This window comes from Peribacillus sp. JNUCC 23 (assembly GCF_053653995.1).
In genome coordinates this window covers 1755023-1768998 of sequence record NZ_CM132202.1, presented here as the reverse complement: position 1 = coordinate 1768998, position 13976 = coordinate 1755023, and the positions used below count along the sequence as shown (strand labels likewise).

Genomic DNA, 13976 nt, shown 5'->3' with positions numbered 1-13976 from the left:
CAAGTCATTTCTGGAAAAAACACTTGATTACCATCCTTCTTTTTCACTTAATTAAAGCGTTACAATCAATAATTAAAGCGACTTGACCATCACCTAAAATAGTAGCTCCAGATATCGCAAAAGCAGAGGACAAATAGTTACCGAGAGATTTTAAAACAATTTCTTGTTGTCCAATAAACGAATCGACAACTAATCCAGCCATTTTATCACCTTTTCTAACAATGATGACTGAATAATATCCATCTTCTTCGATCGTTTCAGGAACCTCAAATATTTCTTTTAGGAAGATTAATGGTAATACCTTGCCTCTAAAATCAATTACTTGTTGATTATGACCATTCATGATATCCGTTTTATTGATAATTGCGGTTTCAATAATTGATGAAAGCGGAATTGCATATTTCTCCTGTTGAATTTCAACGAGCATAACAGAAATAATCGACAATGTAAGTGGTAATTGAATGAGAAAATCTGATCCTTTCCCTTCATTAGAATCAATGGAAACCACACCGCCAAGAGCTTCAATCGTACTTTTTACCACATCCAAACCTACCCCTCGTCCGGATACGTCTGATATTTGGTCTGCTGTAGAGAAACCAGAAGCGAATATCAATTCATATACTTGTTTATCAGTAAGAGTTGCAGCAAGTTGTTCCGTAATTACTTGGTTTGCAATGGCTTTTTTCAATACTTTTTCCCGGTTAATCCCTGCACCATCATCCTTCAGTTCGATGAAAACATGGTTTCCACTATGATAAGCCTTCAACATGACGGTACCCTCTTCAGGTTTGCCATTCGCTTTTCGCACCTCCGGCATCTCAATTCCATGATCAAGTGCATTGCGGAGTAAATGGACAATTGGATCACCAATTTCATCAATGACGGTTCGATCTAACTCGGTTTCTGCACCATAAATTTCCAAAGATACTTTTTTATGAAGATCTCGTGTTAATGTACGAACCATTTTCGGGAAGCGATTAAAGACCGTTTCGACCGGGACCATCCTCATATTTAAGATAATATTTTGAAGATCTCCCGTTACTCTTGACATTCTTTCAACCGTTTCGTCTAATTCCGTACTTTCTAATTCCTTCGAGATTTGTTCTAATCTTCCCCGATCAATTACTAGCTCTTCAAAAAGATTCATGAGCACATCGAGACGATCTATATTAACCCTGATTGTTTTATTATGCTGTTTGCTAGCAGGATGATTCGTTTTTTCATCTTTGGTGGAGGCTAATGGGACAACAGGTTCATTATTGCTTTTTTGATTCTCTTTATTCATGATCAATTTATGATCATCTACTTCGTTCAAAGCCAATCTCAGTTCAGACAACTCTAATTGACTTACAATGACTTCGTCGACCTCGGAAACTTTCATAATTTTCTTTTGAAGAGCTTCCACAGACTCTTTCGACACGACGGTTACACAAAAGGAATGATCAAATTGTTCCTCTTCAAGTTTATCAACAGATGGATTCGATTTTATGACTTCTCCGAGTTTCTCCAATACTTCGAATACCATAAACGCGCGAGCGCCTTTTAAAAGACAATCCTCACGCAAACTCACTTTTATTTCATAACTTTCAAAACCTTGTTCCTTTGATTGCTGTATAACAGTCAGCTCAAATTCATCATAGACGCTTTTTTCAATAGACTCACGTATCGGCAGTTCAACTGCAGCAGCTACTTCAGCTGTACCGATTGAAAGTAGGGATTCCCCATTCTCAATCATCTCTAACTTAGCCACAACTTCACTTACATCCCTTTTTCCATTTCCGCCTTCCGCAATGCTCATGACCATTGCTTCTAAATCGTCAACAGCTAAAAAAATCACATCGAATATTTCAGAAGATAGCTGAATTTTTTCGTTACGAATATCATCTAATATATTTTCCATTTTGTGCGTTAAATTGGCTAAATCTTCATATCCCATCGTTGCTGACATTCCTTTTAACGTATGCGCAGATCGAAAGATTTCGTTCACAATTCCTAAATCTTGAGGATGTTTTTCGAGCTCTAGCAACTGTTCGCTACAAGTTTGAAGATGTTCCTTACTTTCCTCGATAAATACCTCTAAATATTGATTAAGATCCATAGTAATCCGCCTTTCTTATTAGCAATAATTCACAATCGCTTTTGCAATGTCTTCCACATCAACTATTTTATTAATTACATTCGTTGCAATTGCCGCTTTAGGCATCCCGAAAACAATCGATGTTTTCTCTGATTCAGCAATTGCGGATAGTTTACCTGATTTACTGAGCGCGATTAGACCATTTGCACCATCCATACCCATTCCTGTCATAACAACCGCTACCTTCTCAACATCATTGATCTGGCTCACCGATTCAAATAATACGTCAACCGAAGGGCGATGCCCATTTCTCAAAGGAGATTGATCCACATGAATTGCCAAACTAGTTCCAACTTTTTTTATTTTTAAATGGTAGCCTCCTTGTGCAATATAGGCGGTTCCTTTTTTTAAAATCTCTCCATCCTCTGCCTCCTTGACGGTAATTTCCGATAACGTGTTAAGACGATTTGCGAGTGATTTTGTAAAACTAGGAGGCATATGCTGTACAACTAAAATCGGCGCCTCAATATTTGGGGGCAGTTGTGTTAAAACGGTTTGCAATGCTCTAGGTCCACCAGTTGAAGTCCCAATTACAATAATTTTTTTCTCAATTGGCGCCTTTTCGCTTATTTGCGGACTCAAATTACGATCGTGAACTAGTTCTATTTTACTATAATTTTCAGAGTTTCCTTGGATATTTTCAATATTTAAGGTATTTTTTTGTAACTTCGATACATTCGCTTTACTTGCAGCGACAATTTTATTAATTAAATCCGTTTTAATTTTATATAAATCCAGTGAGATAGCACCTGATGGCTTTGCAATAAAATCAATAGCGCCCATCTCCATTGCATTTAACGTATTTTCAGCACCTTCTTTTGTCGTGCTAGAGAGCATAATCACAGCTGTTGGCGTTTGTTTCATGATGATTTGCAATGCGCAAAGCCCGTCCATAATCGGCATCTCAACATCTAATGTGATAACATCTGGTTTTTCTTTCTCGATTTTATTAATAGCATCCCGGCCATTTCTTGCTGTTCCGATTACTTCAATCCTGCTATCTTCTGCTAAAAATTCACTAATAAGTTTTCTCATAAACGCAGAATCGTCGACGATTAATACTTTAATTTTGCTCATGTTAACAGCCTACCCTCCAAGAAAAAACCTTTTTAAATTTCCAAGAAAATGACTTTGCCTAAACATTATTTTTTCTGAGAAAGAATGATTTAAGTATCGAGAGGTAATATCTAACAACGCCATAGATATATTGGCACTTGGATCAAAAAGAATAAAAGGAATTTGCTTAGATACAGCTTGTATAACCGTTCGATCATCTGGAAGATATCCAAGTGGAATGATTTCCTTTTGTAGAAATTTTCTCATGACACTTTGTAATCGATTCATCGTTTCTTTGCCTTGCTGTTCTTCCGCTATCCGGTTACATATTACATGAAAGGGTATATCAGAACTTACTGAATTAATGTATTTCATGACTGAATAAGCATCTGTTATGGAAGTGGGCTCTGGAGTCGTTATCACGATTAACTCGTCAACACACAATAGCAATTTAGCCGTATCTTCATTAATCCCTGCACCCATATCAAAGAGAATCAAGTCATATTCATGAAATAACTCATTAAACTGTTCGATAAACCGATTAAATAGCTCGTCATCTAAAGAAAATAATTTCGTTAATCCAGTTCCACCTGCAATAATTGAAATATTGCCCGGTCCTGATGAAATCGTTTCTCTAATTGTTAGATTGCCATGAAAGAAATCCATAATACTATTCGGGGAGTGGTGTCCAAATAATATATCAATATTCCCCATTCCTATATCCATATCGAAAAGCAGCACTCGTTTACCACGTTTCGCTAAATTTATGGCGAAGTTTAACGAAAAGTTTGACTTTCCCACACCGCCTTTTCCGCTTATCACTGCAATCGTTTTGGAAGCTTGCGAATGTTCATGTTTTTCAATAAAATTTCGTAAGTTTTCAGCTTGATCACGCATAGTTTTTTTCTCCAAGAACCATTTTCACCAATAATTGCGGATTAGCCATTTCAATATCATCTGGTACATTCTGACCATTTGTTACATAAGCTACACCCATTTCATTTTTGATAGTGAAATTCACCATCGCACCATAAGTGGATGTTTCATCTGCTTTCGTAAAAATAACTTGTTTAATGGGTATCATTGAAAACTGTCGATATATGTCTTCCATATCCTTTTGTTTTGATGTTAACGATAGGACAAGATACGTTTCCATCTCAACCGAGAAATCAATAATATTCTGAAGGTCTCGAACATAATCTGCATTGCGAAAGTTTCGTCCTGCCGTATCAATGAAGACTAGATCATAATGGGAAAAACGTTCGATTGCTTTTTGAAAGTCTTCCAGATTGTACGCCACTTCAATTGGTACATTCAGAATCTTAGCATAGGTTTTCAATTGATCGATTGCTGCAATTCTGTATGTATCTGTTGTAATAAATGCAACTCTTTTATTTTGCTTTAACATACACAATGCGGCAGCTTTCGCGAGAGTTGTCGTCTTTCCTACTCCTGTTGGACCGACAATATTCAGATATTTTTTTTCTGCATGAAATCCCCAATCTTTAACGGTTGAAAACTGATTTAATAGCTCTGCTTTAACTTGATTCGAGAATTCTTCTTCAGAACTCCTCCCATGACTCTGAGACCAATTTGCTAGTAGTTGATCCATAACATCTCTTTGAATCGTTTGATCAATTTCCTGTTCAACAAATAATTGGTAAACGGAATGGATTGGTTCCGGATATGTCTTGTCCGGACGCTGCTTCAATTCTTTAATCATCGTTTTCAAATCTTCCAATTCTTTCATTACTTCGGTAGATGTTTGCATAGGTTCTAACTTTTGCTTCGTTAATGCCTCAACCGGTTGCTTGTCTTTAGGGACTGTTTTCATAGCATTTAATGGAACCTTTTTTAGCTTTTGCTTCGTGACTGCTTGTGCAGGTGTGACTTGCGGATCAACTGCAGCAAAGACTTCAATGCTCCTTTTCTTAAACATCCCTAAAAAACCACCGGTGAAAATGGGCTTGGAGCTCAAAATAACAGCATCATTTCCTAATTCATCACGAACCATCTTTATCGCCTCTGTCATAGACTCGGCTTGATATCTTTTTACATTCAATCCACATTCACCACCCCAACGCTTTGTACCTCTACATTAGATTCCAGCTCATTATAAGAAAGGATTGGCACTTTTGGGAAATACCTTTCCGTTAATTGTCTTACATACATTCTGACTGCAGGTGAACAAAGAACAATTGGCGTTTGTTCCATTAATGTCAATTCTTCTAATTTCGAAGCAGTTGATTCTAAAATGGCTTGTGAATCATTTGGATCAAGCGATAAGAAATTTCCATGTTCTGTTTGCTGCACACCATCTGCAATAAGCTTTTCAATCCTTCCCGAAAGCGTAATAACTTTTAAACTCTCACCGGGAATCGTAAACGTATTCGTTATTTGCCTTGCAAGATTTTGTCTTACATACTCAGTCAGCAAATCAGTATCAGAAGTAATCCTTCCATAATCAGCTAATGTTTCAAAAATAATCGGCAAGTTGCGAATCGACACCTTTTCACGAAGCAACTTAGCCAGCACTTTTTGCACGTCACCTATGGTTAATGGGTTTGGTGTCACTTCATCCACCAGGATAGGAGCAGAATCGTGCAAATGATCAATTAACTGTTTTGTTTCCTGTCTGCCAAGAAGCTCATGTGCATTCGTTTTAATCACTTCAGTAATATGCGTTGAAACAACACTTGGTGGATCAACGACTGTATAGCCCATTATTTCTGCATGTTCCTTCATATCCTCTGAAATCCATTTAGCAGGCAATCCGAATGAAGGCTCTACTGTATCAATGCCTTCAATCGAATCATCTTCAATTCCGGGGCTCATAGCTAAATAATGATCAAGTAAAAGCTCGCCCCTAGCCATTTCATTTCCTTTTATCTTCAATCGGTATTCATTTGGATTCAGCTGTATATTATCACGAATTCGAACGACCGGAATAACGAGTCCCATTTCTATCGCTAGCTGCCTTCTAATCATGACCACACGATCAAGCAGATCACCGCCTTGATTCGTATCTGCAAGCGGAATTAAGCCATATCCAAATTCAAATTCAATTGGATCAACACTTAGTAAACTAACAACACTTTCAGGGCTCTTCATTTCATCTGCTTGCATTTCTTCTTCTGATTCTTGGAACTCCACATCATCTTTTTTAGGCGTTTGTGATATTTTATATCCACCAAATGCGAATAATGCAGCTAATGGAATTGTTAATAAGTCAGGTATTGGTGTAAATAAACCGAGTAAAAACATCGTACCAGCTGTAACATATAACAGGCTAGGATAAGCAAATAGTTGCGACATGATATCCGAACTTAAGTTCCCAGTAGATGCTGCTCTTGTCACCACTATACCAGTAGCTGTTGATATCATAAGTGCCGGAATTTGACTGACCAATCCGTCACCAACTGTAAGCATGGAAAAATGAGTGGCTGCTTCTCCAAATGCTAAACCTAGTTGTACAACTCCAATCAAAATTCCAAAGACAAGGTTGATAATTACCATTATGATTCCAGCAATCGCATCACCTTTTACAAATTTGCTTGCACCATCCATCGAGCCGTAAAAATCCGCTTCCCTACCTACTTTCTCACGTCTCTCTCTAGCTTCTATTTCAGAAATCATGCCAGCGTTCAAGTCGGCGTCAATACTCATTTGTTTACCTGGCATTGCATCTAATGTAAATCTCGCTGCCACCTCAGATACACGCTCTGAACCTTTAGTAATAACTAGAAAATTAATAATAACTAGAATCATGAAAACAACAAGACCTACTAAGACATTGCCTCCGACTACAAACGTTCCAAATGTTTCAACGACACCACCTGCTTCTCCATGTGACAAAATAGCCCTTGTTGTTGATACATTCAACCCTAATCTAAACAGTGTCAAAATCAATAATAATGACGGGAATATTGAAAATTCCAGTGCTTCCTTCATGTTCATTGCCATAAGCAACACCATCAAAGCAAGTGCTATATTCACTAATATTAAGACACTTAATAACCAGGTTGGCAACGGTATAATCAGCATGGCCACAATCATTATGACTCCTACTAATACCGGTAAATCTCTTGCAGACATATTCTTCTCTCCTATCGGAAAAGCGTAAGCGCCTTTTAAGATGAACGCTGCCAGATGGCAGACTCACTTGACACCTAAATCCATTACATGATTTAAATTTTCCCCTTTGTCTTATAAACAAAAGCAAGTATTTCCGCGACCGCTTTAAAGAACTCTTCAGGAATCGCTTGTCCAATCTCTGCTTGATCATAAAGAGCCCTTGCCAACGGTCGATTTTCAACCAGTACTACATCATTTTCTTTTGCAATATATTTAATCTTTTGTGCGACAAAGTCTACTCCCATCGCAATCACATAAGGTGCATCAGATTTTTGATCATCGTATTTTAAGGCGATTGCATAGTGTGTTGGGTTTGTAATCACTACATCTGCCTTAGGTACTTCTTGCATCATGCGTTGCATCGCCATTTCACGCTGTTTTTGTTTAATTTTAGATTTAATAAGCGGGTCGCCTTCTATATTTTTATATTCATCCTTAATATCTTGTTTAGACATCCGGATGTTTTTTTCATAGTCATATTTCTGATAAAGATAGTCTAATAGCGCTAAAACCAATAAGGCACTACTTGCATAAATACCAACCTTTACCGTAATATCAGCTAAAGTTGTCATGGCATTCCCTATTGACTTTTTTGACAACACCATAATTTCATCCATTCTCTGCCAAATAACAAAAAACGTGACTAAGCCTACGACTGATATTTTTAATATTGATTTTAGTAATTCGACAATTGCTCGAATTGAAAATATACGTTTAAATCCTTTAATTGGATCTAATTTTTCCAGTTTTAGCTGAATCGTTTCTGTAGAAAACATAAATCCTATTTGCATATAATTTGCTGCTACACCTGCGATTAAAGCGGCTGCCAGTATAGGAGCTAAGATGAGTCCCATTTCTTTTAACACTTCTATCAATAATAACGGAGCACTTTCTTCAGTAACTTGAATAAGCATCGAATTTTGGAAGAATTCAATAAGCAAGCTAGATATTTTTTCAAACATATAAGGACCGATGAAAAGCAAAAGTAGAAATACCGCAAGCAAGTTTATCGCCGTATTAACATCCTGACTTTTCGCAACTTGTCCTTTTTTCCGTGAATCCTGCTTTTTTTTAGGAGTGGCCTTTTCTGTTTTCTCTCCGGCAAAAAACTGTAAGTCCAGACGTAGTCTATTCATACTAGGCCCCTCCTATCAACTGCATCAAACCTCTCATAATGACAAGTAAATATTCAAACAAATGTTGAACAACAACCATCATCATGCCCATTACAATCATTAGTACAAGAAAACTAACAAGCATTTTCACAGGAATTCCAACAACGAAGATATTTAACTGTGGCACTGTTCTTGCAACGATACCGAGGCCGATATCGACCAAAAACAAACTTCCGACAACAGGAATCGACATTTGCAAAGCAATAAGAAACATCTGGCTAAATGCCTTGATAATAAATTCTATCAAGATTTCATTACCAAATGGAATGATTACCTGATCAATCGGGATAAATTGATAGCTATAATAAATGCCATCCAAAAGAAGATGGTGGCCATTCGTTGCCAATAAAAATAATAACGATATCGTGTATAAATATTGCCCTGTTAACGGACTTTGTGCCCCAGTTTGAGGATCGATTACATTCGCAATAGCAAAACCCATCTGAAAATCAATAAACCCTCCAGCAATTTGAATTGCTGCCATAATCATATAAGCGACAAGTCCAATCACTAATCCAATGATTACTTCTTTCAGAATTAGAAGCATATATGTACCATCAATCACTAGAATGGGTGAATCAATGGTATAGTACATAATCCAAGCTAGGAAAAAACTGATCCCTATTCGAAATGTGGTCGGCAACGTACGGTGTGAAAAAATAGGCATGGTTACAAAAAAAGCTGTAACGCGTACTAAAACTAATAAAAAGGCTGGAAAATGCGGCAATAATTCTTGCATCGTTTAACCTACAAATCTACTTAAATTATTAAATATTTCACTTGTATATGATAATAAATGACTTAACATCCATGGCGCTAAAAACACAAGCCCCAACAATACAGCAACAATTTTTGGTACAAAAGCTAGTGTTTGTTCTTGAATTTGCGTTGTCGCTTGAAAAATACTAACAGCCAGACCAATTCCAAGCGCAATCAAAAGCAAAGGTCCACAAACAATTAATACCGTATAAATCCCTTGTTCAGCTACTTTTACAACAAAATCTTCGTTCATTACCTCACCTACTTAAAAACTTTGTAATAATGATTTCACGACTAAATACCATCCATCTACCAAGACAAATAAGAGAATCTTGAAGGGTAGTGAAATCATGACTGGCGGCAGCATCATCATTCCCATGGACATAAGAATACTCGCAACAATCATATCAATAACTAAAAAAGGAATAAAAATCATGAAGCCAATTTGAAAGGCCGTCTTCATTTCACTAATCGCATAGGCCGGAACAAGCGCAGTTAGTGGAATATCTTGTATCGTTTCAGGTTTATCTACCCCTGCATAATCTAAGAATAATGCGAGATCCTTTTGTCTTGTATGTGCACTCATAAACTCTTTAAATGGACTAGCCGCAAGGTCATACGCTTCTTCTAAATTAATTTCTTCCGCAAACAAAGGAGTTAATGCAACCTCATTCACTTCCTGGAATGTGGGAGCCATTATGAAAAATGTCATGAATAAAGCAAGTCCAATAAGAACTTGGTTTGGAGGCATTTGTTGAGTAGCTAGAGCTGTTCGGACGAAGCTTAAAACGATCACAATTCTTGCAAAACAAGTCATTAAAATTAGGATACTCGGAGCAAGAGATAAGACAGTGAGCAAAAGAATGAGTCTTATTGAAGTTGAGACACTTGCCGGATCACCGCTATTGAACAGCTGCATAAATTCATTCATTCAAGTCTCTCTCCTTTTTATCCAGCTCACTCAATACTTTTTTTCTTGTTTTAGCTATCTCTTTAAGCTGCGTGCTCAATTGAGATGGGGAATTATGACTTTCGTTTTCTTTTTCCCCCCATTTTTCTTTCATTTTGGCTACTATATCCCTTGGAACCATCATATTATCCATTTTCTCATTATGATTGTTAATGACTTCTTCATATTCCTGTTGATTTTCAATCTCTTTTAACAGAGATACATTTTCGCCAACACCTACAACAAGGATTCGCCTACCCACTTTTACAATCTGCACAGAGCGATTAGATCCTAGACTAGTACCGCCGAGGTTTTCAACAAAATTAGCTTTCTGAAAGGCTTTATTTCTTTTATTCATAAACCAAAGTAATCCGTAGAGTAAAATTACAACAAAAATAATAGCAGCAGCTACTCGAACAAAATCTAAAATTGAAAGCTCCTTACTTGGGGAGCTTTCAATTTTTGCATCGTCCTTTTGTTTGATAGCTTTCTCTGCTTCTTTTGTATCATTTGGTTTCTCAAGGCTACTATAAGCATCTTTTACGGTTTGATTAGTCAGATCTTCTGCAAAAATTTGCCCCTGAAAACTTATCATCCCGAAAACAATTATTATTAGGATAGTAATCCATTTTTTAATAGAAAACAAAATGACACCCTCTTATTTTTTAGCTTAATGTTTTATTAATTGCTTCAAGTACACGATCTGCTTGGAATGGTTTTACAATGAAATCCCGTGCACCTGCTTGAATGGCATCAATGACCATTGCTTGTTGTCCCATAGCAGAACACATAATTACTTTTGCTGCAGGGTTAATCGCTTTAATTTCTTTTAAGGCTGTAATTCCATCCATTTCAGGCATTGTAATATCCATTGTGACAAGATCAGGCTGTAACTCGCGGTATTTCTCAACTGCTTGCGCCCCATCCGCTGCTTCTCCAACAATCTCAAAACCATTTTTTGATAATATGTCTTTAATCATCATTCTCATAAATGCTGCATCATCAACAATCAAAATTCTGTGAGCCATAATTCAATTTCCTCCAATTTATCTGAGTTTTTTTAGTCGGTCCGATTGACTAACAATATCAGTCACTCGAACTCCAAAGTTTTCATCAATTACAACTACTTCACCTTGAGCTATTAATCGGTTATTCACCAAAATATCCACTGGTTCCCCAGCTAGTTTATCAAGCTCGACAATCGATCCTGATGATAGTTCCAAAATTTCTTTAATTGAACGTTTTGTTCTACCAAGCTCCACCGTTACCTGAAGTGGAATATCCAATAGCATATCTAAATTCTTAGCTTCTGATTCTTGCATTTGATAGGTTTGAAAGCTAGTAAAACTAGCAGGTTGTACATTTACTGGTTGAGCATGAGATCCTGATCCTAAATGCTGTGGACCCGATTGTTGTGGAACATGAGAGCTTGACGTCGGTACACTTCTCGGTTGCTGAGTTTGATCATTTGTCTGTTCAGAATAATACTTTTGTTCAACTGGTTCTTTTGTATGATTCGTTTGCGTAACTTCCTCCTGATGAGCATTTGAATCAGGAGTTGACTGAGCTGGGTTTAATAATTCTGCAACTAATTCTTTAGCAAATTTCAAAGGCAATAGCTGCATAATATTAGAATCTATTAAATTACCAACTAAAAGTCGAAAAGAAATTTTCACAATGAGATCGTCGTTAGGGATTGTGTCTTTGCCTTGTCCTTCAATAAAATTAATCAATTCTAGACTTGGCGGTGAAATATCCACTCTTTTACTAAACACAGTAGACATAGAAGTTGCTGCAGAACCCATCATCTGATTCATTGCTTCTTGAACGGCACTTAATTGAATCTCACCCAACATTTCAGGCGGGTTAATGCCTGTTCCACCGAGCATGAGATCGGCTATAATCGAGGCATCACTTTGTTGAATAACAAGAAGGTTTCCTCCAGAAAAACCTTCTGTATAATTGACTTGAATGGCTACATATGGATGAGGGAATTCCTCTGCAAGTTTACTTTTTTCAATAATTGTAACTGCCGGTGTCGTAATATCAACTTTTTGATTTAACAAAGTAGACAGTGCAGTTGCCGAGCTACCGAACGAGATGTTCCCAATTTCCCCTAAAGCATCCTGCTCCATAGACGATAGATATTCATCAATTTGAGGTCCACTTTTCTGATCAAATTGATCATCTGTGCCTTTTAATAAAGCATCGATTTCGTCTTGTGAAAGCATTCCATCACCTACCATCTTCGGCCTCCTCCTTTATGTATTCAAGAATTTGAATGGCTAATTTTTTCCCTACTTTTCCTGGCTGAGCTACATATTTCGGCACTCCACCAATCTTAATACTCAATGGCTCTTCAATCGTCTTATTCAGTTGAATAACATCCCCAATATCAAGATGGAGAAAATCTTGAATTGATATGTTGGTCTCTCCTAATTCAGCTATTATCGGCAGCTCTCCATTTTTTATTCTTTCCTCTAGTACTTTAACCTCTTCTGGTAAACGTTCTTTCTTCTTATTCTGCATCCAATAATGAACGGAAAGCTTCGGGATAATTGGTTCCAATGTAACATGAGGAATACAAATATTAATCATTCCTGACGTTTCCCCGATTTGGGTATTAAGTGATATAACGACAACTGTCTCATTCGGAGAAACCATTTGCAAGAACTGCGGATTCACTTCGAAATCTGTTAAAACAGGTTCAATCTCCGATATACCTGCCCACGCCTCTTGAAAATTCTCAAAACCATTTTCAAATAGATTCGACATTATTCTTGTTTCGATTTCAGTCAAATTTTCCACTTTATTGACACTTACGCCTCTACCACCAAGTACCCGATCCATCATTGCATAAGCAATATGAGGATTGACTTCCATAATAATTCTTCCATCTAATGGAGGTACCTCAAAAACATTTAATATGGTCATCTTCGAAATCGAGCGAATAAATTCTTCATAAGGAATTTGATCGGCAGAAGCAACAGAAATTTGCACATACGTTCTTAGTTGAGCCGAAAAATATGTCGTTAGTAGGCGAGCAAAGTTTTCATGAACTCTTGTTAAACTCCTAATTTGATCCTTTGAAAAACGTAAAGCACGTTTGAAATCATATACCCTTACTTTTTTCTCAGATTCTTCTTTTTTTAATTCATCCGCATCCATTTCCCCTGTTGAAAGTGCCGAGAGTAGAGCGTCAATTTCATTTTGTGACAGTATTTCACCTGACAATTATTTCACCTCCAAAATTCCTCCTTCAAATTCGTACAATTCCTCGGAAGTTTACTTATTGAAGGATCGAGGAGGTTATATAAACCTGTACAATCTTTCCTTCTTGCATAATTTCATTCAGCTTCGCTTTCATACTTTCTTGGAACTGCTCTTTGCCAACTTTACTTCGCAACATGTCTGATTTTAATTCAGAAAGCTCGGTAATTAAAAGGTTTTTGACTTGAAAGTCTCTTTTTTCAAGCTCTGTTTTGGCTTTTTTACTGTCTGTTTGAATCGTCAGCGTCATCCTAATAAAATCGCCATTGGCAAGATTCGTAGTAATCTCCGGAACATTAACCGAAGTCTTAATAATTTCATCAATACTAAGCTCTTTTTCTACATTAGCATGATCATTTTTAAAATAAGCAATGGCTGCTACTGAGGCAACTCCTACCAACGTAATCGCAACGAGAATAATTAATATGATGGTCAAAAGCTTATTTTTCATATTCAGAACCATCCTCCTCTCTACGAATTCCAATTACATTGGCCA

General features: G+C 37.0%; 14 protein-coding genes. All 14 read right to left on the bottom strand.

Features of this window, described 5'->3' with window-relative positions:
- Positions 1–43: 43 nt before the first annotated feature.
- On the bottom strand, positions 44–2098 hold the full coding sequence (locus JNUCC23_RS08425) for a chemotaxis protein CheW (protein WP_454215219.1): 2055 nt from the start codon (positions 2096–2098) through the stop codon (positions 44–46).
- A gap of 18 nt (positions 2099–2116) precedes the next feature.
- The gene (locus JNUCC23_RS08420) at positions 2117–3214 is read right to left on the bottom strand and encodes a protein-glutamate methylesterase/protein-glutamine glutaminase (RefSeq protein ID WP_454215217.1); all 1098 of its coding nucleotides are present in this window, start codon (positions 3212–3214) and stop codon (positions 2117–2119) included.
- Positions 3215–3223: 9 nt separating this feature from the next.
- Entirely contained in the window at positions 3224–4090 is an 867-nt protein-coding gene (locus JNUCC23_RS08415) for a MinD/ParA family protein (RefSeq protein ID WP_454215215.1), read from the bottom strand.
- Positions 4083–5255 carry a flagellar biosynthesis protein FlhF gene (flhF, locus tag JNUCC23_RS08410; protein ID WP_454215213.1) on the bottom strand — a complete coding sequence of 391 codons (1173 nt, stop codon included), beginning with the start codon at positions 5253–5255 and terminating at the stop codon, positions 4083–4085. The genes JNUCC23_RS08415 and flhF overlap by 8 nt, the downstream gene beginning before the upstream one ends.
- On the bottom strand, positions 5252–7288 hold the full coding sequence (flhA, locus tag JNUCC23_RS08405; protein WP_454215211.1) for a flagellar biosynthesis protein FlhA: 2037 nt from the start codon (positions 7286–7288) through the stop codon (positions 5252–5254). The genes flhF and flhA overlap by 4 nt, the downstream gene beginning before the upstream one ends.
- Before the next feature lie 92 nt (positions 7289–7380).
- Positions 7381–8463, bottom strand: coding sequence for a flagellar biosynthesis protein FlhB (flhB, locus tag JNUCC23_RS08400; protein ID WP_403073349.1), 1083 nt, complete (start codon positions 8461–8463; stop codon positions 7381–7383).
- Between the two features lies 1 nt (position 8464).
- Positions 8465–9241, bottom strand: a complete 777-nt coding sequence (fliR, locus tag JNUCC23_RS08395) for a flagellar biosynthetic protein FliR (RefSeq protein ID WP_454215208.1) — start codon at positions 9239–9241, stop codon at positions 8465–8467.
- A 3-nt stretch (positions 9242–9244) separates the two neighbouring features.
- Complete coding sequence (gene fliQ, locus JNUCC23_RS08390; protein WP_403073345.1) at positions 9245–9514, bottom strand: flagellar biosynthesis protein FliQ; 270 nt, start codon at positions 9512–9514, stop codon at positions 9245–9247.
- A 12-nt stretch (positions 9515–9526) separates the two neighbouring features.
- The gene (gene fliP / locus JNUCC23_RS08385) at positions 9527–10192 is read right to left on the bottom strand and encodes a flagellar type III secretion system pore protein FliP (RefSeq protein ID WP_403073343.1); all 666 of its coding nucleotides are present in this window, start codon (positions 10190–10192) and stop codon (positions 9527–9529) included.
- Positions 10185–10856: a flagellar biosynthetic protein FliO gene (locus JNUCC23_RS08380; protein WP_454215205.1), complete on the bottom strand. Its 672-nt coding sequence runs from the start codon at positions 10854–10856 to the stop codon at positions 10185–10187. The genes fliP and JNUCC23_RS08380 overlap by 8 nt, the downstream gene beginning before the upstream one ends.
- Before the next feature lie 19 nt (positions 10857–10875).
- Complete coding sequence (locus JNUCC23_RS08375) at positions 10876–11238, bottom strand: response regulator (RefSeq protein WP_049680789.1); 363 nt, start codon at positions 11236–11238, stop codon at positions 10876–10878.
- Positions 11239–11256: 18 nt separating this feature from the next.
- Entirely contained in the window at positions 11257–12456 is a 1200-nt protein-coding gene (gene fliY / locus JNUCC23_RS08370) for a flagellar motor switch phosphatase FliY (RefSeq protein ID WP_454215203.1), read from the bottom strand.
- Positions 12446–13444 carry a flagellar motor switch protein FliM gene (fliM, locus tag JNUCC23_RS08365; protein WP_454215201.1) on the bottom strand — a complete coding sequence of 333 codons (999 nt, stop codon included), beginning with the start codon at positions 13442–13444 and terminating at the stop codon, positions 12446–12448. The genes fliY and fliM overlap by 11 nt, the downstream gene beginning before the upstream one ends.
- A 55-nt stretch (positions 13445–13499) precedes the next feature.
- A complete protein-coding gene (fliL, locus tag JNUCC23_RS08360; protein ID WP_454215199.1) occupies positions 13500–13931 on the bottom strand; it encodes a flagellar basal body-associated protein FliL in 432 nt (143 codons plus the stop codon).
- Positions 13932–13976 lie beyond the last annotated feature (45 nt).

Bases quoted from the DNA above. Each gene is read 5' to 3' on its own strand.
- fliY (WP_454215203.1), bottom strand. From the start codon at position 12,456: ATGGTAGGTGATGGAATGCTTTCACAAGACGAAATCGATGCTTTATTA.
- fliL (WP_454215199.1), bottom strand. From the start codon at position 13,931: ATGAAAAATAAGCTTTTGACCATCATATTAATTATTCTCGTTGCGATT.
- JNUCC23_RS08425 (WP_454215219.1), bottom strand. From the start codon at position 2,098: ATGGATCTTAATCAATATTTAGAGGTATTTATCGAGGAAAGTAAGGAA.
- fliP (WP_403073343.1), bottom strand. From the start codon at position 10,192: ATGAATGAATTTATGCAGCTGTTCAATAGCGGTGATCCGGCAAGTGTC.
- JNUCC23_RS08375 (WP_049680789.1), bottom strand. From the start codon at position 11,238: ATGGCTCACAGAATTTTGATTGTTGATGATGCAGCATTTATGAGAATG.
- fliQ (WP_403073345.1), bottom strand. From the start codon at position 9,514: ATGAACGAAGATTTTGTTGTAAAAGTAGCTGAACAAGGGATTTATACG.
- JNUCC23_RS08415 (WP_454215215.1), bottom strand. From the start codon at position 4,090: ATGCGTGATCAAGCTGAAAACTTACGAAATTTTATTGAAAAACATGAA.
- fliR (WP_454215208.1), bottom strand. From the start codon at position 9,241: ATGCAAGAATTATTGCCGCATTTTCCAGCCTTTTTATTAGTTTTAGTA.
- flhB (WP_403073349.1), bottom strand. From the start codon at position 8,463: ATGAATAGACTACGTCTGGACTTACAGTTTTTTGCCGGAGAGAAAACA.
- flhA (WP_454215211.1), bottom strand. From the start codon at position 7,288: ATGTCTGCAAGAGATTTACCGGTATTAGTAGGAGTCATAATGATTGTG.
- JNUCC23_RS08420 (WP_454215217.1), bottom strand. From the start codon at position 3,214: ATGAGCAAAATTAAAGTATTAATCGTCGACGATTCTGCGTTTATGAGA.